The sequence below is a fragment of the Thalassospira sp. SM2505 genome, from assembly GCF_054901115.1.
In genome coordinates this window covers 1329007-1352419 of sequence record NZ_CM142731.1, presented here as the reverse complement: position 1 = coordinate 1352419, position 23413 = coordinate 1329007, and the positions used below count along the sequence as shown (strand labels likewise).

The following is a 23413-nucleotide window of genomic DNA, read 5'->3' as shown; positions in this document are numbered from 1 at the left end:
CTCAGTTCCCTTTTCTCGCGACCATGACGCTTTCCGGAATTGGCTCCCGGTACAAGTCCGCAACCTTGTCAGCACGCCTGACCTGAACAGCACGTTGATTGATGGAGCCCTTGTCCGTCACTTCATGAGCATCAAGATCCGGAGAACTTTCGAGAAGAATGGCGCGTGCCACAAACTGCGCACTTCCTGTCGCCTTGGCGCCGAGCGCATTAAGACGCTCCTGGAATACAGACCGCACAAGCGGGTGGGACGCGATGTCACGTTCGGATGCATCAGCGGGAAGGTCGCGGCACAACTTTCGGCATGCCGTAAAATCGGCGAACAAAAGCGCCCCGATATGGTTTTCATTCAGTCCGGTCAGGACCGCATCACGCACATAAGGCGCAAAGGTCTCGGCAATCGCGGTACGGATGGAGCCGACATGAACCCACGTACCTGTCGAAAGCTTGAAATCTTCGCTGACGCGGCCGTCAAAAAGGAACCCGCGCTCAATATCATCGGGGTCAACAAATTTCAGCGCGTCGCCGATCATGTAATAGCCTTCTTCATCGAAGGACTCGCGGGTCTTGTCAGGCTGGCGCCAGTAACCCGGCGTGATGCTTGGGCCACGCAGGCGCAGTTCCTGCTTTTCAGCATTGGGGACAAGTTTGACTTCAAGACCCACTGCCGGAAGACCGACACTTCCGGCCTGATCGACAGGCCATGTGGTTGTGAAAGCAAATGGTGCCGTTTCCGTCGAGCCATAACCGGTCACGATCATGACCTTTTCGCCAACGGTATCAACAGCCACTTCCTCAAGACTGTCCCAAACATACTGGGACAACCCTGCCCCGGCATATTGCATCAGTTTCAATCTGGCAAAGAAGCTTTCGCACAGCCGCTTGTTGTCCCGAAGATGGTGGACGAGGGCCTCGTATCCCTTTGGGACGTTGAAATACAATGTCGGGGAAACATCGCAGAGATTTCGGACTGTTTCGACAATCCCATCGGGGGTCGGCTTGCCCTGATCAATATAAAAACTGCCACCGTTATAAAGGGCGATCCCGAAATTATGGTTTCCGCCCGCTGTATGGTTCCAAGGCAACCAGTCAACAAGAACAGGCGGTTCATCCTGAAGAAATGCAAGCGTATGGCGCAGCATCATCTGGTTGAAGCACAGCATGCGCTGGGTATTGATCACCGCCTTTGGCATTCCGGTGGAGCCGGAGGTGAACAGAAACTTTGCAATTGTGTCTTCTGTGATCTTTGCATTGGCATCATCGACAATGTCGGTTGCAACGGTTTTCGCGACATCTTCAAACCGGTCACAGGCATATGCGCTCAGCGGGCTCTCGCAGACAACAAGACGCGCATCTGCGGGCATTACCGCCGCAAGTGCCTTGCTGTATTTTGCACCATTATCAACGAATATCAGGCCCGGCTGAAGCAGCTCGACGATGTGACGTAACTTGGCATAATCTGTTGAAACCAGAGAATAAGCCGGTGATACCGGCGCATAGGGAATACCGGCATACATTGCCCCCAGCGCCAGCAGACCGTGCTCAAGACTATTGCCCGACAAAATAAGAACCGGGCGTTCTTCAGACAGGTTTTGCGTCAGTAAATACTGCGCGATGCTGCGCACCTGGTCACGGGTTTCCCGATAGGTTCGGGATTGCCAGGCACCTTTTACATCCCGGTCAGCAAGAAACAGCCGATCCGGCGCCTGTTCCGCCCAATGATCCAACCGGTCCGTGATGGCCCGTGGATATTCATCGGGCTCCTCGCACGAACGAATATAGATCGCGCCGTTTTCTCCCTTTGATACAGCAACACGTGTATCACCCATGCGAACCGGACGGAGTCCGGGTTCAGCAACCATCGCCATGAGACGAAACCTCCAGTTATCTTTTCTTATTTGTTATAATTCATAACAATCATAAATCATTACATCAAGCGGAATATCGCAAAGGGTGTTCGGGTGCTGAATATACTCGCGTATCGAATGATATAGATCGCGCGCGTGTAGAGATAATTTTTCCCTGATTTTCATCACATTAAACACAATTGACGGCGCTTTTTTGATGTGCAAGTATAATTGTTATAAATCATAACAAACCTAGGTGAGGAAATGCTGCTTAATCAGGTTCCAGCAATCATTACCGGTGGCGGAAGCGGCCTTGGCGCGGCAACTGCACGTACATTTGCGGTTGCCGGGGCACGGGTTGCGATTTTTGATCGCGACCTGAGCGCAGCCAAGCGCATCGCAAGCGAAACTGGCGGCATTGGTCTGGAAGTCGATGTTTCGGATCCGGAGTCGGTAGCCCAGGCCTTCAAAAAGGTTAAGCAAAACTTCGGCATCCCGCGCGCCCTGGTCAATTGTGCAGGTATCGGAACAGCAAGCCGGATCTTGCCGCGCGACGGGACATTACCGATCAGTGATTTTGTCCGGACGCTCAATGTGAACCTGACAGGCAGCTACATCACCATGAGCCATGCAGCGCAACTGATGTCCGAAGCGACACCGCTTAACGACGACGGGGAGCGTGGCGTTATCATCAACACATCTTCGGTCGGCTATGAAGATGGACAGATTGGCCAATGCGCCTATGCCGCATCCAAAGGCGGGATTGCGTCGATGACCCTGCCAGCCGCCCGTGAACTTGCCCGGATCGGAGTCCGTGTAATGGCCATTGCGCCCGGACTGTTTGCAACTGCAATGACAGACACCCTGCCCGATGCAGCACGCGAAGCAATTGCTGCGAACATTCCATTTCCGAAGCGGCTCGGCAAAGCACAGGAATTTGCCGATCTTGCCCGCCATATTGTTGAAAACACAATGCTCAACGGCACCGTTATTCGCCTTGACGGCGCAGTTCGCCTGCAGGCCCGATAAAGACTGACTGATTGCTTAAATTAAGGAACAAGAACATGACGAATGGCGCGAATGACGTATTGGACGTTGCGGTCGATGGTTCGATTGCACGTTTGACCATCACGCGACCTGACAAGCGTAACGCGGTTAGCGATACGCTCATGGAGGCACTCGAAGCCTTTTTCTCCAATCCGCCAAAGGATGTCAGGGTCGTCATTCTGGCTGGCGAAGGGGGGCATTTTTCGGCAGGCCTTGATCTTGCCGAGCATGTTGCACGAAATGCAGCAGAAACGATGCGGCATTCACGTAACTGGCACCGGATCATGGATATGATCCAGTTCGGCGGCTTGCCTGTCATTTCGCTTCTCAAGGGCGCGGTGATCGGGGGGGGGCTTGAACTGGCCAGCGCCACCCATATCCGCATTGCGGACAAGACGGCATTTTATCAGCTTCCCGAAGGCCGCCGCGGCATATTTGTCGGTGGCGGGGCTTCTGTTCGCATTGGCCGGATCCTTGGTGCGGATCGCATGATCGAGATGATGCTGACCGGCCGCAAATATGATGCCGAAGAAGGTTTACGTCTTGGGTTTTCACATTACGTGTGCGACTCAGAAGACGATGCAAAGGAAAAAGCCGCAGAACTGGCGACCACCGTCGCCGAGAATGCGCAGCTTTCCAACTATGTCATGATTCAGGCATTGGCTCGGATCGAAGACATGTCAAAGGCCGATGGATTGTTTACCGAAAGCCTTTGTGCTGCACTGACCCAAACAAGTGAAGATGCCCAGGAAGGGCTTCGCGCCTTTCTGGAAAAGCGTGCCCCAAGCTTCAAGTAATCCTTGAATTTGAGGCACATGAACTTTTCTGCACCTAAAACATCAGGCAAGAAACCGCGCCAAAGCGGTCGCCAGAACACTCAGGTAGGAACAGGGACACCGGAAAAAAAGGTGTATCCAATTTTTGAGGAGACGTTCGATGTCAGGACTTTTATTTAACCGCCGACAAATGCTCGGTATCATGGGCGGCGCCCTTGCCGCTCCGGCCATCATCGGTAAAGCGCGCGCAGCCGAAGTCACACTTCGCCTGCATCACATGCTTCCGCCCGTGGCTCCGATGCACAAGGCGTTCTTTGAGCCATGGACAAAAGCCATCCGCGAACAGTCAGATGGTCGCATTGATATTCAGATTTTCCCGGCCATGCAGCTTGGCGGCAAACCACCACAACTTGCAGAACAGGTGGCCAACAATGTCGTTGATATCGCCTGGACATTGACGGTTTACACACCTGGCCGCTATCCGATTTCGGAAACGCCGAGCCTGCCTTTCATGGTAACAACGGCCGAAGCAACATCGGTTGCGATGCATAAATTCATGGACGAATTCGGCCAGGACGAATATCGCGGCATGAAGCCTCTGGCCTTCCATGTCCATGCAGGCGGCAAGTTCCACATGCGCGACAAACCGATCCAGAATCAGGCCGATCTTAAAGGTTTGCAGATCCGCGCCCCGAACCAGAGCGTCGGCAAAGCCTTGTCCATTCTCGGCGCAGAACCGGTTTTCTTCCCGGTTACCGAGATGGCCGTAGGTCTCGCCAATGGTGTCATTGACGGCACCTGCCTGCCATATGAAGTTGTTCCGGCATTCAAGCTGCATGAACTGACGTCAGTCCATTGCGCACCGGCAGAAGGCGGGCGTGGTCTTTATGCAAACTCGTTTGCCTTGCTGATGGCGGGTTCCTCCTATGACCGCTTGCCTGATGATCTCAAGGCCGTGATTGACGCCAATTCCGGCATCGACCTTTCGCGCCAGATCGGCAAGCAGTTCGACAGCTTTGAGTCCGTCGGTTACAAGATGTGCGCTGATCGTGGCAACAAATTCGTTGAAATTCCCAAAGACGAAATTGAACGCTGGCAGGCCGCCACCCAGCCCGTGATTGATGACTGGATCGAGACCCTCAATGACGCCGGTCATGACGGCAAGGTGATGATTGATCGCCTTAATCAGCTGATCGACGAAGAGACCGCCTGACATGTCAGGATCCACCCGTGATCACAATGGGCGCGGCAATCGCGCTGCGCCCATTCATTTCCTTGCCCGGTTTGTCGATCGTGCCTGTATGGCGTCTGCGGCAATTGCCGGGGCCGTCATTGTTGCGGTCGCCCTTACCGTAACTCTTTCGGTTTCGATGCGATATGTCGGCTTTGGCGGCATTCGTGGTGACTTTGAAATTGTCGAAATGGGATGCGGCATCGCGGCATTTCTGTTTTTGCCGTTGTGCCAGCGCAAGGGCAACCATGTCATGGTCGATATTTTCAGCATGGCTTTCCCTCTGCGGACCCGCAATTTTCTTGATCAGCTGTGGGAAACCCTGTTCTGTCTTGCCTGGGTCATCGTCTCGTGGCGCGTCGCATACGGTCTGATCGATATGTATGAATATAGTGACCGCAGTATGCTTCTGAGAATGCCTACCTGGATCGTCTACGGGTTTGCACTGTTCGGACTTGGACTTTCATCCCTGACTGCGTTGTCGAACGCAATTGAACAGTTTGTGCGACCCGATCCCAATAATTCCCGAACGGAAGCCCCGCAATGAGTCCGGTTGAAATCAGCATTATCATGGTCATCGTCCTGATGATCTTTATCTTCCTGCGCATGCCAATTGCATTGGCGATGGCGATTGTCGGGGCCGGTGGATATGTGGTTCTGTCCGGATGGTTGCCATTATCGGCCTATCTGAAGACCGCCATTGTTGACAAATACGTTTCCTATGATCTCGCCGTCATCCCGCTCTTTATCCTGATGGGACAAATTGCGACGCGCACAGGCATCAGCAGAGCCATCTTCACAGCGTCCAACGCATGGCTTGGGCATTGGAAGGGTGGTCTGGCAATGGCCTCGGTTGCGGGCTGCGCCGCATTCGGGTCGATCTGCGGATCCTCGATTGCCACTGCAACCACCATGGGCAAAGTTGCCCTTCCTGAAATGCGCCGCCATGGCTATTCCGGGGCATTGGGGGCGGGCACCCTTGCGGCGGGCGGAACGCTTGGCATTCTGATCCCGCCATCGGTTGTCCTGATTATCTATGCTCTTCTGACCGAACAGAATATCGTCAAACTGTTCCTCGCAGCGACCATTCCGGGAATCCTTGCAGTATTGGGCTTTATTCTGGCTATCGGGGTTTATGTACGCCTGTTTCCGGAGGAAGGCCCGGCACATGCCGGAATTCCGATGCGTGAACGGATCAAGTCACTTGGTGGTATCTGGCACGTTGCGCTGGTTTTCATCGCTGTTCTTGGCGGTATTTATGGTGGCGTCTTCACCCCGGCCGAAGGCGCATCCGTTGGCGTTGTGCTGATTGCGCTGACCGGATTTCTAATGCGAAGCCTGACATTAAAGGGCCTGTTTGATTGCGTGATTGAAACTGCCGGGTCGACGGCGATGATCTTTGCCATCATCTTTGGCGCGGACCTTTTCAATGTGGCGCTTGCCCTGACCCGCGTTCCGACCATGGCCGCCGAATGGGTTGGCACCGCAGGCATCGCCCCGATGACAGTTTTGCTGACGGTCATTCTGTTTTACATCGTCATGGGCTGCATCATGGACAGCCTCTCGATGATCCTTTTGACTGTTCCGGTTTTCTTCCCGGCGTTTATGGCGATGGATTTTGGTATGGATCCGACCCATCAGGCCATCTGGTTCGGGATCATTTCCCTGATCGTTGTCGAACTGGGTATGATTACGCCACCTGTGGGCTTGAACCTGTTCATGATATCGGCAATGGCACCAGATATTCCGACGCGAAAGATCTTCCGCGGGGCCGTACCGTTCCTGATTGTTGAGTGCTTGCGCATCGCAGTAATTGTGGCGTTTCCTGCTCTGACATTCTGGCTCGTAGATATCGTTACCGGTTAGCAGCCCGACCAAAAGATGGAGACACCCTTGCACGCAAACAAGAAGAAGACTGCAACTCAGGATTCGCAACTTGCCGGCTTGTCAACAGACAGCCCGTTGCGCGGGTTTGTCGGCTATAACCTCAAGCGCGCCTATATGTCGCTCCATAGCGATTTCGTCGCGAGCCTGACTCATCTTGATCTCAAACCGACCACCTTCAGCGCTCTTGCCATCATCAACGAGAACCCTGACATCAGTCAGACGGACCTGGCCCGCGCCCTTGCGATGGAGCGGTCCAATATTGTTGTGATGGTCGACGAGTTACAGTCGCGCGAGTTGATCGTGCGTAACAAGGTTCCGACCGACCGTCGGGTATATGCACTGCGCACAACACCCAAGGGCATCAGCCTGTTTCACGAGGCAAGCCTGGCGGTTCAACGTCACGAAGAAAAACTCCTCGAAGATTTCAGCCCCGAAGAACGCGACCTGCTGGTGCGGATGCTGATCCGTATTCAACAGGTCAGGTAACTCCAGGATCAGGTAAGGTTACATGCTGCGACTGTCTCGTGAAATTCGCATTGAATGGGGTCACTGCGACCCGGCCCGCATTGTCTATAACCCGAACTATTATGACTGGATGGAAGGCGGCCTTCTTGCCTTGCTGTCAGCCGCCGGGTTCGACCTTGCCACAATGATTGCAAAGGATGCGGACTTTCGCGGTACTCCGCTTGTACGCGGCGATGCCAGCTTCATGGCACCGGCGCGGGTGGGCGACCTGATTGTTCATCATGTCGAAGTATCGCGCTGGGGCACCAAGTCCTTTGACCTGAAGCATCAGTTCACATTGGGCGACATCACGCTGCTTGAAGGATCGCAGACCCGTGTCTGGGCCCGTGCCAACCCGGATATTCCTTCAAGTCTGGCCGCCGTTCCTGTGCCCGATGCCGTCAAGGAAGCCCTGTCCGAAAACAGGACCATCCGACTGACCATCCATCAGGAAACCCGGCCCCAAGAGACACAGTCGTGACCCCGTTCAAAGCCCCGATTGACGACATTCTGTTTGCCCTGTCAGTGACTGGCGACCAAAGCACCATTGTCCGACACGACTTTGATGCCGAAATCACCAGCGAAATCCTGAACCACTTTGCCCGCTTTGCCGAAGACGTGATCGCCCCGATTGACGAGCCGGGCGATCAGGAAGGCTGCAAGATCGAAAATGGCCGGGTCAAAATGCCCTCAGGTTTTCGCGAAGCCTATGAAGCCTATGTCGAACAAGGCTGGCCATCGATTTCGCTTCCCGAAGAATTTGGCGGGCAGAACGCGCCGGAATCGGTCTGTGGCGCAATCAGTGAAATTCTGGCCGGTGCGTGCCATTCGTTTCAGATGGTGACCGGACTGGCGCCTGCGGCGGCAAGACTGATTGCCCAATTCGGCACGGACAACCAGCGCCTGAACTGGTTGCCAAAACTGGCATCCGGCAGCCACCTTGCAACGATGTGCCTGACCGAACCGCAGGCCGGGTCGGACCTTTCTGATATCCGCACGGTTGCAACAGAGAACACCGATGGAACCTGGACCCTCCATGGTGAGAAAATCTTCATCTCCGGCGGGGATCAGGACCTTAGTCAGGGTATCTTGCATCTTGTTCTGGCCCGGACCGGCAAACGTGAAGAAGGTGTGCGGGGCTTGACCCTTTTCCTTTGCCCATCGCATGACGAAAATACCGGGCGCAACAAGGTTCATGTAACCCGGATCGAAGAAAAGATGGGCCTGCATGCATCCCCGACCTGTCAGCTGACATTCGATGGCGCACACGCCGTACCGGTCGGTGAGATTGGCAAAGGATTGATGTGCATGTTCACCATGATGAATCATGCACGCCTTGATGTCGCCTTGCAGGGGGTGGCCCATGCCAGTCGCGCGCACCACATCGCAAGAAGCTACGCCACTGAACGTAAACAGGGGCGCGACCGCCGGACAGGACAACTGGTCAGTATCGACCAGCATTACGATGTCGCACGGATGCTCGGTCGTCAGGACATGCTGGCAATGACCAGCCGGATGATGGTCTACAAGACATTCGCCCTGATGCAGGCAGACACCCATGCAGATCTCGTCGAATTCCTGACACCGATCTGCAAATCGTTCTGTACCGATGCCGGGGTCGAGGCCGCCCAGATTGGTATTCAGGTCCTGGGTGGATACGGATATTTGCGCGAGTACCGTATAGAACAAACGCTACGCGATGCGCGTATCTGTCAGATATATGAAGGCACGAACGGCATACATGCCCTTACCCTTGCCAGCAGATTGACCCGCCACAAGGATTGCGCAAGTACCAAGGCATTTGCGGAGTTCATTAGGGGACTGATCGCCCCATCCGATAGCGGTACCGGCCCCGCCGCAGACCTTCTGGATTACTGGTTGCAGATGACCTCGCAAATTATCGCAAGCGATACTCCCCAGCAGTTTGCTCATGACTATATGCAAATCAGCTCCGCAACATACGGGGTGGCACTTTGGACGCATCTGATCAATCAGTCGTCATCCCCCCGGTCTGCCCGCTTTGAGAAGTGTTTTGATCTGGCACGGGAATGGGGACAAAGTACGCTGGCTTGTTCCAAGGCACGCGAGACATTTGCCTGAACTGTCCAACCAGATGCAGCCCCGGACAAGTTCAGTCAACATCGAGGTCATCAAAGGCATCGATCTGACCATCGAAGATGGCGAGTTCTGCGTTTTTCTTGGTCCTTCGGGCTGCGGAAAATCGACCTTGCTTCGCATGATTGCCGGGCTCGAGGACATTACCGACGGAACGTTTGCGATTTACGGCGCAATTGTTGGCCAACCTGAAACCTTCCTTTTCAATGAGCCATTATCGAACCTCGATGCCGAACTTCGGGTCCATATGCGCACCCAGATTTCGGAATTTCACAGTCGCCTGAAACGCACGATGATCTATGTCACCCATGATCAGGTCGAAGCCATGACATTGGCCGATAAAATTGTCCTGTTGCGGGGCGGAAAGATTGAACAAGTCGGATCCCCGCGTGACCTTTATGAACGGCCACAGAACCTTTTTGCAGCACAGTTCATTGGTGCGCCGAAGATGAATATCTTCGAACTGGAGGGTGATTTTTCATCCTTGCGAGAACGCCTGCGTCTGCCGGCTGACGCACATTATTGCGGCATTCGGCCCGACAGCTTCGACATCGTTGCAGATGGTGACGGTATTCTGTCTGCCACCGTGCGACTGGTCGAATATCTGGGCAATGCATGCCTAGTTCATGCAGAGATCAAAGGGCATGACACGATCATTATCGAACAACCCGTTGGCACACACCTTAGCCCCGGCAACCGTATCTCGCTGTCATCGGCACCCGACGCGGTTCACGTATTTTCAAAAGATGGATGCCGTATTGACTAGTCAATCGCGGGATCGCGCCTGACGCAAACGATCAACCGCAAGATACACATAAGGTTGGTAATATTCCTGGCCACAGTAACAGACGCAAAGTCATGTGAGTCCTGCGCGAACAAGAACACTTAACTGCAACACAGGCCTATGGGTTTCCCCATTGGCCTGTGTCTATGTTGACGTGACTTTGCCCGGCCCAAAAAGTTCGATTTAGTCAATCTTTCGCCGGAGTACTGTCGCGCTGGAATATCCAGTCATGATCCGGGTGGTTCTGGAAACGCCATTTGCGCATCGGACCTGCCATGACATTAAGGTAATACATCTCATATCCATACGGACTGCCACATGGGTGGTGGCCTTTGGGCACGAGGACGACATCCCCATCCGAAACCGCCATGGTTTCATCAAGCTCGCCATCTTCGGTAAAGACCCGCTGGAAACCAAAACCCTGACTGGGATTCAGGCGATGGTAATAGGTTTCCTCAAGATAGGTCATGTCGGGATAATTATCCTCGTCATGGCGATGCGGCGGATAGCTTGACCAGTTCCCTTGCGGGGTAAAGACCTCGGTCACCAGAAGGCTGTCGGCGATGTCTTTTTCTTCCATCGCAATCGGATGGATGTAACGGGTATTCGCCCCCTTTCCGCGTTCCACCAGCTCGATATTCTCGATCACACGTGCCGGGTAATTGCCCTTGCCCGGTGCGGTACAGACCCCGATTGTGCAATCGGTGGTCGCCACGGCTTTCCAGTTACTTTCATTCGGCGCGTAAACACAGGCTGGCGGTATGCACTCAAACACGCTCATCCGTTTGCCAAGTTCACCGAAATCCTGATCATCGACCGAAATCTTTGCCTTGCCTTCAACCAGAACCAGAATGACTTCGCGATCACCGGTTACCTCGGCTGCGGTTTCCCCGGCCTTAAGGTGATACAGGCCAAATCCGACATAGTGCCAATTGGCACTTTCGGCTGTGATATCGTGGACCTTGCCCGTGGTGCCGTTGGGTTTTCTGAGCAGATCAGCCATCAGGCGTCTCCTTTATCCAGTCCGGTTTTCCGTGCCATATCCCGAAGCGATTTCAGACCCAATGACTGATAGTCAAACGGATTGCGTATTTTGGGGTCCTGCTCAGCCTCGATCACCAGCCAGCCGGAATATGCGTGTTCGGCCGCAATTTTCAGAACCGGCTCGAACGCAACACCGCCCTCGGCATCGCCGGGCACGGTAAAGACACCACGACGCACGCCTTCAAGGAAACTAAGCCCCTGTTCGCGGACCTGTTTGCTAATCGCCGGACGCACGTTTTTGCAATGGATGTGACCAACGCGATCCATGTAACGCACGGCAAGTTCTTCGGGATCCGCCCCACCAAACCAGGCATGACCGGTATCAAGCAACAGCTTGGTTTTCGGGCCGGTATTATTCATGAAGGCATGAATTTCATCAGCCGTTTCTACAATCGTGCCCATGTGGTGGTGATAGACCAGATCAATGCCCTGATCCGCACAATAAGCGGCGATTTCTTCGACATCGGCTCCAAATTTCGCCCACTGGTCATCGGCCAGAACCGGGCTGTCATTCAATGGCGCTTCGTCATTGCCATGAATGGCGTTTGACGTTTCGCAAACAATACAAACCTTGCAGCCCATGGCCTTAAGCAAATCCAGATGCGGCTGGATGGCTTTTTTCTCATCCTCGACCGAATGGGCCAGAAGATTAAGCGAATGCCAACCAGAAACAAATTTCAAACCATGAGGATCAAGGGCCGCTTTAAGATCCGTCGGCTCGGTCGGCATTTTGTGGCCCTTTTCGATGCCATCAAAACCGATTTTGCCCGCTTCGGACAGGCAGGTTTCAAGGCTGATTTCTGCACCAAGGGTCTGGTCATCATCATTGGACCAGGCAATCGGGTTGGTACCGTAAAGGATCATGTTCTTAATCTCCGGGGCGCTGGTTCTTCAGCGCAGCTTCGTAATTTTTGCGGGCTTCGTTCACAGACGGGCGAACCGATACTTCCGGCACCGCAACATCCCACCAATGGCCACCGGCCTCGGTACTTGGCAATGGATCGGTATCAATCACGATGGCGTATGACCGGTCTGCCTTGCGCGCACGCACCATGGCTTCTTCAAGTTCGGTAATTGAAGACACCTTTTCGGCAATCGCCCCCATCGCACCGGCATGTGCGGTGAAATCGATGGCCGACGGTACGGCGTGGCGTGCGGTATCCAGCAGGTTGTTAAAGCTTTCCCCACCGGTTGCCATCTGCAAACGGTTGATACAGCCAAAGCCGCGATTATCAAGGATCACAGTGATGATCTTGTGGCCGAGCATCACGCTGGTCGCCAGTTCGGAATTCATCATCATGTAGGACCCGTCGCCCACCATAACGACGACTTCGCGATCCGGGCACGCCATCTTGACGCCAAGACCACCGGCAATTTCGTAGCCCATGCAGGAAAAGCCGTATTCCACGTGATAGCCGTTCGGCCGGGCAGCTTTCCAAAGTTTGTGCAACTCGCCAGGAAGACCACCAGCAGCACAAACAATAATCGTATCCTCATCGCTGCTACGCTGGACGGCACCGATAACCTGCGCATCGGTTGGCAGGGCATTTCCTGTCGGCATGGCGGTCACGCCATCAACCGTATCTACCCAGCTTTGCTTAAGGGTGGGGTCAACGGCATCTGCGCGATGCTCACCCAGCTCCCCGGTCAATTCCGCCAAGGTTACCTTGGCATCACCAACGACCGAGATCGCACCATGTTTACGCGCATCATATGCCGCGACGTTAATTGAAAGAATGCGACAGTTCGGTCTTTTAAACAGAGCCCAACTTCCGGTTGTGAAATCCTGAAGACGTGTACCAACCGCAATAATCAGATCGGCATTTTCGGCAATGGCATTGGCGCTGCTTGCCCCGGTCACACCGATCGACCCCAGATTAAGCTCATCATCCCACGGCAGGGCCGATTTCCCGGCCTGGGTTTCTGCCACCGGGATATTGTGACGATGGGCAAAATCACGCAGATCATCACACGCATCGGCATAATGCACACCACCGCCTGCAATGATCAGCGGATTTTTCGCCGATTTGATCGCCGCAATGGCATCTTCAATCTGATCAAGGTCTGCGCGCGGACGTGACTGTTTCCAGGTTTTCGGCGCAAAGAAGCTTTCAGGCCAGTCATAGGCTTCTGCCTGTACATCCTGACAGAAGGCTAGCGTCACCGGACCGCATTCAGCCGGGTCGGTCAGAACCGCCATTGCGCGGGGCAATGCTGTCAAAAGGTGTTCCGGGCGGGTAATGCGATCAAAATACCGGCTGACCGGTTTGAAACAGTCATTGGCCGAAATCGAGCCATCGCCGAAGTCCTCAACCTGTTGCAAAACCGGATCCGGCGCACGATTGGCAAAAACGTCGCCCGGTATCAGAAGAACCGGTAACCGGTTGACATGGGCCAGTGCCGCAGCTGTCACCATATTGGTCGCACCCGGCCCGATAGAGGTCGTGACCGCCATGGCGCGTTTGCGATTTGATGCCTTGGCATAGGCAATCGCGGCAAGGGCCATGCCCTGTTCATTATGGCCTCGCCATGTCGGAAAGCTATCCCCCGCCCCATGCAGGGCCTCACCAATTCCGGCGACATTACCATGACCAAATATGGCCCAGCAGCCCCCGAAAAAGCCTTCGCCGTCATGATTGAGCTGTACGCTCAGATACCGCACCATGGCTTGGGCGGCGGTTAAACGAACGGTTTTCATGCCGCTCCTCCCGATTTCTTGCGCGCCGCGTCCCACGTTTCACAAAGGGCGCGATATTTTTGGGCCATCGATGCAATGGCCTGATCATCATCGATCGTACCTTTAAACCAGTCGCGTGCAACATCGACAAAGATGGTCCGCCCGACAGCAAAGCCTTTGACCATGTTAAAGCGTGCTGCGACTTCGAAACTTTCCACAAGCTCTGCCTCGGGTGCGTCAAGACCCAGCACCACAATGCCCCGACAATAAGGATCATTTTGGGCAATGGCGTCACAGGCATTGCGCCATGCTACATCCGACTTCATTGGCTCAAGCTTCCACCAGTCGGGATAGACACCGATCTCATAGAAACGTTTGATTACCTTTGCCGTTGTCTGATCGTCACAGTCGCGTACTTTTGACGGAATAACTTCAAGCAGGAATTCCAGCCCGTTGCCACGTGCTGCATCGGCAAGCCGTACGATGGTTGCTTCCTGACTGGCCTTGGTCACATCGTCATCATCGGGATGATAGAAGCACAGAACCTTGACCACATGTTCGACCGGCCATTCTGCAAGCTTGCTGCCAAGATCCGGACCAATTTCAAGTTCAAGCGGGCGCGACCCCGGAAGTTCAACCGGTCGCCCGATCCAAAGCCCGGTGCCCGCTGCGGCATAAAGGGCATCCCGCCCCAATCTGCGATCACACAAAATGCCGTAACCTTCGCGCCCACCCGAAACGTCACGGGCCGCACGCAGGCAAAGCTCCTTGAAAGATCCGATACGGTCACGCGAAACGCTGAGCTCATCGGCAAGGTCTTCAAGCTGCATCCGGTGATCAAAGGCAAAAACGCGCATTTCCGGCCAATTGCCTGTCCGGTTGGTCGACCAGTGAATTTGTTCCAGTTCTGCATCGTTGCGCAGTTCTGGTGTTTTCATCCCGCGATCAAAGAAGAATTGCAATTCTTCCCAGCTGGGATAAGCCGGTGTGCAGCCATGGCGTGACACCGCAAACGCCCCGCATGCATTGGCGTATTTAAGCGACGTTTCCCAATCCTCGTCACTCAGCCAGCCTTTCAACAGGCCTGACATGAAACCGTCACCAGCACCAAGCACGTTAAACACATCAACCGCAAATCCCGGACCGGAGATTCCGTCATCAAGGTTCGCGCCAATCCTGTCGGTAAATGCCACCGCCCCCATCGGACCACGCTTGCAAACAAGCGTCGCATCCGAGATCACCCGAACATTTTCCAATGCCTCGAGGGTATCGGTTGTCCCCCCGGCAATGTGGAATTCTTCCTCGGTGCCGACGATCAGATCAAACAGATGCAAGGTCGCCTGCAATTCCCTGGTCACCGCATCCGAGGCAATGAAACGGTTTTCACCATCCCCGTGCCCGGACACCCCCCAAAGATTAGGACGGTAATCAATATCAAGTGCGGTTTTGGCACCATGATCACGTGCCAGTCTCACCGCTTTAATGACCGCAGCACGGGTTTTCGGATGCGACAGATGCGTACCAGTCACCGTCACACAGCGTGCACTTGCGATGAAATCGGGATCGATATCCTCCTCGCATAGCGCCATGTCAGCACAGTTTTCGCGATAGAAAATCAACGGAAACTGTTCCTGATCACGCACGCCCAGCAAGACAAGCGCGGTCAGACGTTCAGGGTCGGTAATGACGCCCTGCACATCAACGCCTTCGGCAACAAGCTTTTCACGGATAAAACGCCCCATATGCTCGTCACCGACCCGGGTGATCAGGGCTGATTTAAGCCCCAGCCGCGCTGTCCCGCAGGCCATATTGGTCGGGGACCCGCCGATATATTTATTGAACGACGCCATGTCCTCGAGGCGCCCGCCAATCTGCGCGCCATAAAGGTCAACCGACGATCGTCCGATCGTTATGACATCCAGCCGCTTCATTAAATCGTCCCCCCGAGAGACCCTTCTAGCTCGGCCAGTTCCTGACCACCTGCCATCAGGTCTTGCAACTCTTCCGGTTTGATTTCACCGCGCTTCGCCGTGCCGTGGGTCTGCCCACGGTTCAGGACCGTGAACCTGTCACCCACGGCCATCGCATGACGCACATTATGGGTAATAAAGATGACGCCAATCCCGGCCTTGCGTACCCGGTCAATGGTCGCCAGCACATTCGATGTCTGACGCACACCAAGGGCCGAGGTCGGTTCATCAAGGATCAGGACCTTGGCTCCGAAATAAACCGCACGCGCAATTGCCACCGTTTGGCGTTCACCGCCCGACAACGTACCCACCGCCTGTTCGGGTTCGCGCAGGTTAATCCCCATTGATGACATTTCATCCATGGTCACCTGATTGGCATGTTTGAAATCAATCCATTTGAACGGACCGAAACTTTTGCGCGGTTCACGTCCCATCCAGAAATTGCGGGTAACCGACATCAGCGGGATCATCGCCAGATCCTGATACACCGTTGCAATTCCGGCTTCCATCGCATCACGCGGACTGTCAAAAACGACATCCTGACCGCTTATCCGCATCACACCCTTGGTTGGTTTGTGAACCCCGGACATGGTTTTGATGAAGGTTGACTTACCCGCACCGTTGTCGCCCAGAAGACAGTGACATTCCCCTTCCATAACACTGAAGGAAACACCGCCAAGCGCGATGACAGGACCGAAATGCTTTTCGATATTGTCCATTTCAATCAGAGGCGTGCTCATCACCGTTCTCCCGTAATCATGCGGCGGATATATGTGTTCATGATGACAGCAAAGATCAGAATCCCGCCAAGGAAGACGCGGAAGAGCGAGCTTTCCGCACCGGCAAAGAACAGGCCCTGCTGAACCACACCAAAGATCAGCGCCCCAAGAGCAGCACCGATCACAGATCCATAGCCACCGGTCAGCAATGCGCCACCAATGACCACGCAAATGATTGCTTCAAATTCTTTAAGCAATCCACGGTCTGCCGCCGCAGAACCAAATTCCATCACCTGACAGGTGGCAAACACGGTCGCGCAAAATGCGGTAAACATGAACATCAATATTTTAACGCGATTGACCGGAACACCGACATAACGTGCGGCCTGCGCATCACCACCGGACGCAAAAATCCAGTTTCCGAACCTCGTCTTGGTCAAAAGCCAGTGACCGAAAATAATCAGCGCGAACGCCCAGAGAACCAGCATCGGTACGCCTTCGACCACCGGCTGCCCCATGCGCGATCCACGGGTGAATGTATCAATGACGCCAATGTCACCCAACCACTGGAACAGATCTTTCAGGATCACGCCACCAAACAACCAGGCCAGCGGATCTCCTTGGGCCACTTCCTTGACGCCACCGATAATGGTCTGGCGCGTCGTCAGGATTGACAGCCAGATGGTCAGGCCGCGCAAAATGTAAAGAAATGCCAGGGTAACGATAAAACTCGGCAGACCGGTCTTGATAACAAGGAACCCGTTCAGCGCGCCAAGGGCGACACATATAATGAAGGCCGAAATGATCGAAAGCCAGACCGGCAAGCCCCACTGGACAGACAGGATGGCAATCACCACCCCGGCAAAACCGATCATGGAACCGACGGAAAGATCAAACTCGCCTGCAATCATCAACAGGCAGGCCCCCACGGCAATGATCGCAAACTGGGCGGAAACCACCCCCCAGTTCTGAATGCCTTCCGGAGAAAACATGCCGCTGTCGCCAGCAATCATGAAGAAGAAAACAAAGACCAGGATCGTACCGCAGATCGCACCGAGTTCGGGCCTGATCATGGCACGGCGAATGGCTGAGACTTGCTTGAGCCGCTCGTCCGACATGGCATCACTCTTTTAGCTGATAGTTTGGGGTGCCAAGGGCGGCCAAGTTGCGCGCCCTTGGCAGGGAGGAAGATTAACGGTATTCGCCAGCGTATTTTTCGACCTGGGCGATATTCTCTTTGGTGATAAAGCCAGGACCTGAATTGATATGACCGGACGGCAGAACGCTGTAACGGGCATAGTTGGTCAGGATTACAACCGGCAGATACCCTTGAAGGTAAGGCTGCTGATCAATCGCGAAATTGATTTCACCGGCCTTGATTGCTTCGGCAATTTCTGACGACAGATCAAACGTGCCAAACATCATTTCACCGGCAAGACCGGCGTCACGAAGGGCAGCAAGGGTCGGATGGGCCGAGTTTGGACCAAGGGTCAGGATCGCATCAACATCCTGATGGGAGTTCAGATACGCACTGACCTTGTTTTTGACTTCCGACGGGTCCTGTCCGCTATCGATCATCTGGCTGCCCAGTTCGACACCAAGGGCGTCAGCAAAGCCACGGCAACGCTCAACAGATGCCGGGTTGGTGATGTAGTGGTTTACACAGACAAAACTTTTTGCGCCTGCTGCTGCAGCACGTTTACCAGCACCGAAACCGGCATCATATTCCGGCTGCCCAACATGCATCAACGCGCCAAGCTCTTCGGACTGTTCCTGCGTACCGGAGTTAATCGTGATCACCGGAATGCCCTTGTCCACCGCATCGGTGATCGGACCTTTAAGAACGTTAAAGTCCGCGATAGTGACAATGATGCCATCCGGATTTGTTGCAGCGGCCTGTTCAACAATACGGGCCATATCGGCGAGATCGCCGGTCGGCGGGTTACGGTATTCGACTTCTGCACCCATCTGGCCACCCGCGACCTTGATCGCATTCTTGATCACGTTCCACCAGCTATCGGAATCCGGTGCATGGCTGATCAGAACGAATTTTTCATTTTCCGCAGATGCCGCACCGGTCATGCCGGTCAATGCAAATGCTGCTGCCGCAATGGCAGTAAGCGCCTTTTTCATCAGTTGCCTCCCTAGTCGGCTGAGAATGTTGGGGTTGTCCCATTCGGATTATGTGATTTCCGGGCAATCGGTCGTCTTCATGCGGCCTTCTTGCCAAGTATGAGGGAACGTAGAACCGTCCCTTTGAAATCCTTGAATAGAATTTTTGTTCTATTTTCAGATAAAATCAACATTTTTTTTCTATTGCACTGCGAGATAGCCCTTTATGGTACATCACTGAATCATCAGGACTCCCGTAAAACAGGCCCAGACAGCCTGTGAGACGCAAGGGAGCATCCTCTTGCGAAGCTCCCTTTAAAACCCGCAAAAAATCCGGTTCCATCAATCATGTGCACGACTCGCACAATCCCCTGACAGACCAACATTCCAAAACAAAACCGGCGCAGCCTTTTGACTGCGCCGGCGCAAACTCAACCCGCAAAAGTCGCTGATCCCGTCAGGACTTGATTTCCCTTGCGACATCCACTGTCCGCCCCTCGCGTGCGGACAGTGCTGCGGCCTCGGCAACCACAAGGGCATTGATCCCGTCTTTCAGGGGCACAGGAAGATCCCCTTTCCCTTGAACACCCTGAACAAAACTGTCCCATTCGATCTGATAGGCCTTGGCATAGCGTTCAAGGAAGAAATGTTCCGGCTTGGCTTTGGTTGCGCCTGCGCTCGTGATTTTCTCAACGGTATTTTCCAGAACGTTATGGGCAACAAGCAATCCTTCTGCGCCCAGAAACTCGATCCGCTGATCATAACCATAAGCCGCACGGCGGCTGTTCTTGATGACAGCCATGCGCCCGCCCGAAAATTCAAGCGTGGTGATCGCCGTATCAAAGTCACCGGCCTCGCCAATCGCCGGATCAACGATGCTTGACCCGATTGCCGTCACCTTTTCCGGCACGGAACCATAAATCCAGCACGCCATATCAAAATCATGGATCGCCATATCGCGGAAAATTCCACCCGATACCTTGACGTAGCTGACTGGCGGCGGGGCCGGATCGAAGGATGTAATCGACAGCAATTCACCCTTGCCGATTTCACCCTGATCAAATGCGGTCTTCAGGCTGGCAAAGTTCGGATCAAACCGACGGTTAAAGCCAACCATTACCGGCCTGCCATACGGCTCGCATCTGGCAAGGCAATCCACCGCGCGTTTTAGATCAAGATCAACCGGCTTTTCACAAAGAACCGCTTTGCCTGCTGCTGTTGCCGCCTCCATCAGGTCGGCATGGGTATCGGTCGAGGTTGCAATCAGGACCGCATCAATCGCAGGGTCAGCAATGATTTCCTCGGTCGTACGCGCGGCTGCACCATGAGCCTGCGCAAGACTCCGGGCTGCTTCCGGAAACTTGTCCGATACAGCAACCAGTTCACTTTGCGGATGAGCAACAATGTTGACCGCATGGACCTGGCCGATACGCCCTGCACCCAGCAGACCAATTTTAAGCATTCCGATATTCCTTCCCTTTGGCTTTTTCGCCGTCCTTGCGACAACCATCCCTCACCATCATGCCATGCGCCCGCAAGGTGCCGGCAACCATTGAGCATTTTGGCGATTTCGGGCTGGTCCTGCGGATGTCTTGTGCATCCATTTGTGGTGACACGTGCGCCGTCCACAGACCGCACGAATGGAATATTTATTCCATTAATGTTATTTTTCAATAATTATTTTCCATTCCCCAGCTTGTCGCGCTTGGCCCCGACCGAAACGGCAAGCGCAATAGCCAGTGAAATGGTGGCAGACAATGCCCTGAAGGCTCCGACATCAACCTCGGAAACAGACAACATCAAGGCATCCGTCTTGCGCATCGGCCCGCTTGGTGCATCACTGATTGCGATCACCTTGTTGCCATTTGCATGGGCATAAGCAGCCAGATCGATCGTTTCCTGCGAATAGGGAGCAAAGGTAATCGCGATAACCACATCCCCGTTGCGGATCGCATGACGGGGATTAAGATTTCCCACACCGTCATGCAGCACAGCGGCGATGTCCATTTTCTCAAAGGCATAGGACAGATAGCTTGCCACCGGGAAGGCACGACGAAATCCGACGACATGGATCATCGGGGCTGCGGCAAGAACATTTACCGCAGTTTCAAGCGTTTCAAGATCAACGGTTGTCGCCAAGTTCTCAAGTGACAGGCGCCCGGCCTCGACAAACTCTGCCAGAAGGGCACTTGGGCTGTCGTCGCCAGTTGCCCGCAAATTTTCAAGGCGCGTCGCGTAGTCAGGCCATTTCTGCGCATAGGTTTCCCGAAACATTCTTTGCATGTCAGAGAAACCGGCAAACCCCATCAGCTGACAAAACCGCATAAACGCAGATGGTTGCACACCGGCCCCGGCAGAAAGCTCGGCCACGGTCGATACCGCAATCCGGTCAGTGTTTTGCGCGACAAATTCGGCACATTGCCGCAGCCGTTTGGGCATGGTTTCCGATATTTCGGCCAAGCGATGATTGAATTCCTCAAGCGAAACAGGTGCGGTCTGATCACTCATGGCGTTTGTTCTTCCTTTTTTGTTTCTGCTTGACGCAATGTTCGTTCCATGATCATCCATATGAATAGAACAAAAATTCTATTTTGACTAGGCGAGGAGTTCCAATAAATGAAATCTCTTGGGATTGGCCTGATTGGTACGGGCTTCATGGGCAAGGCACACGCACTGGCATTTGGCGCTGCCCGGGCGGTTATGGGCGATGTTCCGGAGTCTCACCTTGCCGTTTTATGCGATACTCCGAAAGAGAAAGCCAAACAGATGGCTGACCAGTTTGGTTTTGCCAAATGCACAGACGACTGGACGGCTTTGGTTTCAGACCCCGACGTTGATATCGTTTCGATTACCACACCAAACACGCTTCACTTCGACATGGCAATTGCTGCGATCAAGGCAGGCAAGCATGTCTATTGCGAGAAACCACTCGCTTTGACGCTTGATCAGGCGCGCGAGATGCGTGACACCGCCCGCAAAGCAGGCGTAAAGACCATGGTGGGCTATAACTATATTAAAAACCCTGCCTTCTCACATGCGTGTCGACTTGTCCAAAATGGCGAAATCGGTGATATCGTCCATTTCCGTGGTTGGGTAGACGAGGATTATCAGGCCGATCCGGCGTTACCCTGGACCTGGCGCGCCAAACTCGCCGATGCCGGGCTCGGGGCCCTGGGTGACATGGGATGTCATCTTGTTTCAATGGCATACGGCCTCGCCGGACCAATCGACAGCTTGATTGCCGATATGCAAACCATTCACACCACACGCCCGCTTGCAGATGGAACAGGCCGCGCAAAGGTTGAGAACGAGGATACCGCATCAGCATTGGTCAGGTTTACCAATGGCGCTCACGGCAGCCTCTCTACATCGCGTTCCGCCTGGGGACGCAAGAATCGTTTGGCGTGGGAAGTTCACGGCACCAAGGGCATGCTCTGTTTCGATCAGGAGCGCATGAACGAATTGCATCTCTATCGCAACTCAGGTGACAAGGCTCAGCAAGGTTTCACGACCATCCTGACCGGCCCCGCTCACCCGCCTTATGGAGAATTCTGTCCGGCACCAGGCCATCAGTTGGGCTTTAACGATCTTAAAGTGATCGAGGCCTCTGCATTGCTTCGTTCTATCCGGGATGACAGCACGCCACACCCAGATTTTGAACATGCTTACGAATTTGAAAAAGCAATTCACGCAATCGCCATCTCTGCGAAAAACGGGACCAGAGTCTCGCTCTCCGAGGTATGACCCAATACTACTTTAAACGTGTTTTGCCACTCGGGAATGAGAGGATATCGATACGTGCACCGGGCATGCTGGCGCATAACTGCACAATCGCAGTGCGGCCAAGCCGAGAAGTATTGCCGATCCCTTCTCCTAAGTGCTCAAGCCCCTAAGTGCTCAAGCGCCAATAATTGCTTCGAAAATCGGGTTCTTGTACAGAGACTGCGAAATGCGCGATGCCGCCAGGCGCAATTCTTGAAGTCGCTCTTCGACAAGCTGGTCGGCAGTCACCATGCCAGAATATCCCGATGAATTAAGAGCCGCGATAGTACGCCCACTACTGCCCCGGATTGGAACTGACAAGGCAGTGATGCCGTAATCAAGCTGGTCTACAGTTGTCGACCAGGCTTGTTCGCGGACCTTCTCTATTGCATCGCGCAGCGCTTCCTTATCGATAACTGTCTTGCTGGTCAAAGCCACGGGGGTCATTTCCGCAAGCCACGTCTCGAACTTGTCTGGCTCCATACCAGCCAGCAGCACCCTGCCCATTGAAGTTGCATGTGCCGGGTATCGTGCACCGACAACTGCAGAAGCCCGTCGCGCCCGCTGTGTCGAGAAATGAGCGATATAAATCACATCAAATCCATCAAGCGTGGCTACCGATGACGCATCGCCAAATGTCTCGACAATATGGCGCAATTCATGCTGCAGCATTTCGTCGATATGCGCCGAGAAATAGAAAGCGGAACCCAGGCTCATGACCTTGGGGCGCAGATGGAAGCGCTTGTTTGTCTGACCGACATAGCCAAGATGCGACAACGTGATCAGACTGCGCCGTGCTGCTGCCGGAGACAGGTCAACGCGTCGCGCGATTTCGCTGAGTGTCATCTCATTGTGGTTGGCATCAAAGCTCTCGAGAACAGCAAGTCCCTTTGCAAGAGCCTCGACAAACTCTGATGGCCGTTCGACTTCGTCAGTCAT

The 23413-nt window shown here is 54.1% G+C and carries 21 protein-coding genes; 10 read left to right on the top strand and 11 right to left on the bottom strand.

Features of this window, described 5'->3' with window-relative positions; translation table 11 throughout:
* Position 1: 1 nt before the first annotated feature.
* A complete protein-coding gene (locus ACTU44_RS06110; protein WP_462096951.1) occupies positions 2–1867 on the bottom strand; it encodes a feruloyl-CoA synthase in 1866 nt (621 codons plus the stop codon).
* 243 nt (positions 1868–2110) lie between these two features.
* On the opposite strand from ACTU44_RS06110, the gene ACTU44_RS06105 reads away from it, so the two are divergent.
* The 9 genes from ACTU44_RS06105 to ACTU44_RS06065 all read left to right on the top strand — a co-directional run bounded on the left by ACTU44_RS06105 (position 2111) and on the right by ACTU44_RS06065 (position 10172).
* Complete coding sequence (locus ACTU44_RS06105) at positions 2111–2875, top strand: SDR family NAD(P)-dependent oxidoreductase (protein WP_462096950.1); 765 nt, start codon at positions 2111–2113, stop codon at positions 2873–2875.
* A 35-nt stretch (positions 2876–2910) separates the two neighbouring features.
* The gene (locus ACTU44_RS06100; RefSeq protein WP_114100083.1) at positions 2911–3690 is read left to right on the top strand and encodes a crotonase/enoyl-CoA hydratase family protein; all 780 of its coding nucleotides are present in this window, start codon (positions 2911–2913) and stop codon (positions 3688–3690) included.
* Positions 3691–3829: 139 nt separating this feature from the next.
* On the top strand, positions 3830–4882 hold the full coding sequence (locus ACTU44_RS06095; protein ID WP_462096949.1) for a TRAP transporter substrate-binding protein: 1053 nt from the start codon (positions 3830–3832) through the stop codon (positions 4880–4882).
* A 1-nt stretch (position 4883) separates the two neighbouring features.
* Positions 4884–5447 carry a TRAP transporter small permease gene (locus ACTU44_RS06090; RefSeq protein ID WP_114100085.1) on the top strand — a complete coding sequence of 188 codons (564 nt, stop codon included), beginning with the start codon at positions 4884–4886 and terminating at the stop codon, positions 5445–5447.
* Entirely contained in the window at positions 5444–6766 is a 1323-nt protein-coding gene (locus ACTU44_RS06085; RefSeq protein ID WP_336080253.1) for a TRAP transporter large permease, read from the top strand. The genes ACTU44_RS06090 and ACTU44_RS06085 overlap by 4 nt, the downstream gene beginning before the upstream one ends.
* Positions 6767–6844: 78 nt before the next feature.
* Positions 6845–7273, top strand: a complete 429-nt coding sequence (locus ACTU44_RS06080; RefSeq protein ID WP_462096948.1) for a MarR family winged helix-turn-helix transcriptional regulator — start codon at positions 6845–6847, stop codon at positions 7271–7273.
* 22 nt (positions 7274–7295) lie between these two features.
* On the top strand, positions 7296–7772 hold the full coding sequence (locus ACTU44_RS06075) for an acyl-CoA thioesterase (protein ID WP_336080251.1): 477 nt from the start codon (positions 7296–7298) through the stop codon (positions 7770–7772).
* Positions 7769–9391, top strand: a complete 1623-nt coding sequence (locus tag ACTU44_RS06070) for an acyl-CoA dehydrogenase family protein (RefSeq protein WP_462096947.1) — start codon at positions 7769–7771, stop codon at positions 9389–9391. Before ACTU44_RS06075 ends, ACTU44_RS06070 begins: the two co-directional genes overlap by 4 nt.
* Positions 9384–10172, top strand: coding sequence for an ABC transporter ATP-binding protein (locus ACTU44_RS06065; RefSeq protein ID WP_462096946.1), 789 nt, complete (start codon positions 9384–9386; stop codon positions 10170–10172). The genes ACTU44_RS06070 and ACTU44_RS06065 overlap by 8 nt, the downstream gene beginning before the upstream one ends.
* 205 nt (positions 10173–10377) lie before the next feature.
* On the opposite strand, the gene iolB is transcribed toward ACTU44_RS06065, so the two are convergent.
* From iolB to ACTU44_RS06020, 9 genes are all read right to left on the bottom strand, one after another.
* Positions 10378–11193: a 5-deoxy-glucuronate isomerase gene (iolB, locus tag ACTU44_RS06060; RefSeq protein ID WP_462096945.1), complete on the bottom strand. Its 816-nt coding sequence runs from the start codon at positions 11191–11193 to the stop codon at positions 10378–10380.
* Positions 11193–12098 carry a myo-inosose-2 dehydratase gene (gene iolE, locus ACTU44_RS06055; protein ID WP_462096944.1) on the bottom strand — a complete coding sequence of 302 codons (906 nt, stop codon included), beginning with the start codon at positions 12096–12098 and terminating at the stop codon, positions 11193–11195. The genes iolB and iolE overlap by 1 nt, the downstream gene beginning before the upstream one ends.
* A 4-nt stretch (positions 12099–12102) precedes the next feature.
* Complete coding sequence (gene iolD / locus ACTU44_RS06050) at positions 12103–13932, bottom strand: 3D-(3,5/4)-trihydroxycyclohexane-1,2-dione acylhydrolase (decyclizing) (protein ID WP_462096943.1); 1830 nt, start codon at positions 13930–13932, stop codon at positions 12103–12105.
* Positions 13929–15842 (bottom strand): bifunctional 5-dehydro-2-deoxygluconokinase/5-dehydro-2-deoxyphosphogluconate aldolase, encoded by a 1914-nt coding sequence (locus tag ACTU44_RS06045; RefSeq protein WP_462096942.1) that lies wholly within the window; start codon positions 15840–15842, stop codon positions 13929–13931. The genes iolD and ACTU44_RS06045 overlap by 4 nt, the downstream gene beginning before the upstream one ends.
* The gene (locus tag ACTU44_RS06040) at positions 15842–16621 is read right to left on the bottom strand and encodes an ATP-binding cassette domain-containing protein (RefSeq protein ID WP_114100095.1); all 780 of its coding nucleotides are present in this window, start codon (positions 16619–16621) and stop codon (positions 15842–15844) included. The genes ACTU44_RS06045 and ACTU44_RS06040 overlap by 1 nt, the downstream gene beginning before the upstream one ends.
* A complete protein-coding gene (locus ACTU44_RS06035; RefSeq protein ID WP_114100096.1) occupies positions 16621–17718 on the bottom strand; it encodes an ABC transporter permease in 1098 nt (365 codons plus the stop codon). Before ACTU44_RS06035 ends, ACTU44_RS06040 begins: the two co-directional genes overlap by 1 nt.
* Before the next feature lie 73 nt (positions 17719–17791).
* On the bottom strand, positions 17792–18733 hold the full coding sequence (locus ACTU44_RS06030) for a sugar ABC transporter substrate-binding protein (protein WP_462096941.1): 942 nt from the start codon (positions 18731–18733) through the stop codon (positions 17792–17794).
* A gap of 436 nt (positions 18734–19169) precedes the next feature.
* Positions 19170–20174, bottom strand: coding sequence for an inositol 2-dehydrogenase (gene iolG, locus ACTU44_RS06025; protein WP_462096940.1), 1005 nt, complete (start codon positions 20172–20174; stop codon positions 19170–19172).
* 215 nt (positions 20175–20389) lie between these two features.
* Positions 20390–21220, bottom strand: coding sequence for a MurR/RpiR family transcriptional regulator (locus tag ACTU44_RS06020; protein ID WP_336080236.1), 831 nt, complete (start codon positions 21218–21220; stop codon positions 20390–20392).
* A 108-nt stretch (positions 21221–21328) separates the two neighbouring features.
* Here ACTU44_RS06020 and ACTU44_RS06015 point away from each other — a divergent pair, with 108 nt between their 5' ends.
* The gene (locus ACTU44_RS06015; protein ID WP_462096939.1) at positions 21329–22456 is read left to right on the top strand and encodes a Gfo/Idh/MocA family protein; all 1128 of its coding nucleotides are present in this window, start codon (positions 21329–21331) and stop codon (positions 22454–22456) included.
* 153 nt (positions 22457–22609) lie between these two features.
* Here ACTU44_RS06015 and ACTU44_RS06010 read toward each other — a convergent pair whose 3' ends face one another.
* The gene (locus tag ACTU44_RS06010; RefSeq protein ID WP_114100100.1) at positions 22610–23413 is read right to left on the bottom strand and encodes an IclR family transcriptional regulator domain-containing protein; all 804 of its coding nucleotides are present in this window, start codon (positions 23411–23413) and stop codon (positions 22610–22612) included.

Coding starts and splice junctions, on each gene's coding strand:
- ACTU44_RS06010 (WP_114100100.1), bottom strand. CDS start 23,413: ATGACTGACGAAGTCGAACGGCCATCAGAGTTTGTCGAGGCTCTTGCA.
- iolD (WP_462096943.1), bottom strand. CDS start 13,932: ATGAAAACCGTTCGTTTAACCGCCGCCCAAGCCATGGTGCGGTATCTG.
- ACTU44_RS06045 (WP_462096942.1), bottom strand. CDS start 15,842: ATGAAGCGGCTGGATGTCATAACGATCGGACGATCGTCGGTTGACCTT.
- ACTU44_RS06040 (WP_114100095.1), bottom strand. CDS start 16,621: ATGAGCACGCCTCTGATTGAAATGGACAATATCGAAAAGCATTTCGGT.
- ACTU44_RS06035 (WP_114100096.1), bottom strand. CDS start 17,718: ATGTCGGACGAGCGGCTCAAGCAAGTCTCAGCCATTCGCCGTGCCATG.
- iolG (WP_462096940.1), bottom strand. CDS start 20,174: ATGCTTAAAATTGGTCTGCTGGGTGCAGGGCGTATCGGCCAGGTCCAT.
- ACTU44_RS06105 (WP_462096950.1), top strand. CDS start 2,111: ATGCTGCTTAATCAGGTTCCAGCAATCATTACCGGTGGCGGAAGCGGC.
- ACTU44_RS06030 (WP_462096941.1), bottom strand. CDS start 18,733: ATGAAAAAGGCGCTTACTGCCATTGCGGCAGCAGCATTTGCATTGACC.
- ACTU44_RS06015 (WP_462096939.1), top strand. CDS start 21,329: ATGAAATCTCTTGGGATTGGCCTGATTGGTACGGGCTTCATGGGCAAG.
- iolE (WP_462096944.1), bottom strand. CDS start 12,098: ATGATCCTTTACGGTACCAACCCGATTGCCTGGTCCAATGATGATGAC.
- iolB (WP_462096945.1), bottom strand. CDS start 11,193: ATGGCTGATCTGCTCAGAAAACCCAACGGCACCACGGGCAAGGTCCAC.
- ACTU44_RS06090 (WP_114100085.1), top strand. CDS start 4,884: ATGTCAGGATCCACCCGTGATCACAATGGGCGCGGCAATCGCGCTGCG.
- ACTU44_RS06095 (WP_462096949.1), top strand. CDS start 3,830: ATGTCAGGACTTTTATTTAACCGCCGACAAATGCTCGGTATCATGGGC.
- ACTU44_RS06020 (WP_336080236.1), bottom strand. CDS start 21,220: ATGAGTGATCAGACCGCACCTGTTTCGCTTGAGGAATTCAATCATCGC.
- ACTU44_RS06075 (WP_336080251.1), top strand. CDS start 7,296: ATGCTGCGACTGTCTCGTGAAATTCGCATTGAATGGGGTCACTGCGAC.
- ACTU44_RS06110 (WP_462096951.1), bottom strand. CDS start 1,867: ATGGCGATGGTTGCTGAACCCGGACTCCGTCCGGTTCGCATGGGTGAT.
- ACTU44_RS06100 (WP_114100083.1), top strand. CDS start 2,911: ATGACGAATGGCGCGAATGACGTATTGGACGTTGCGGTCGATGGTTCG.
- ACTU44_RS06085 (WP_336080253.1), top strand. CDS start 5,444: ATGAGTCCGGTTGAAATCAGCATTATCATGGTCATCGTCCTGATGATC.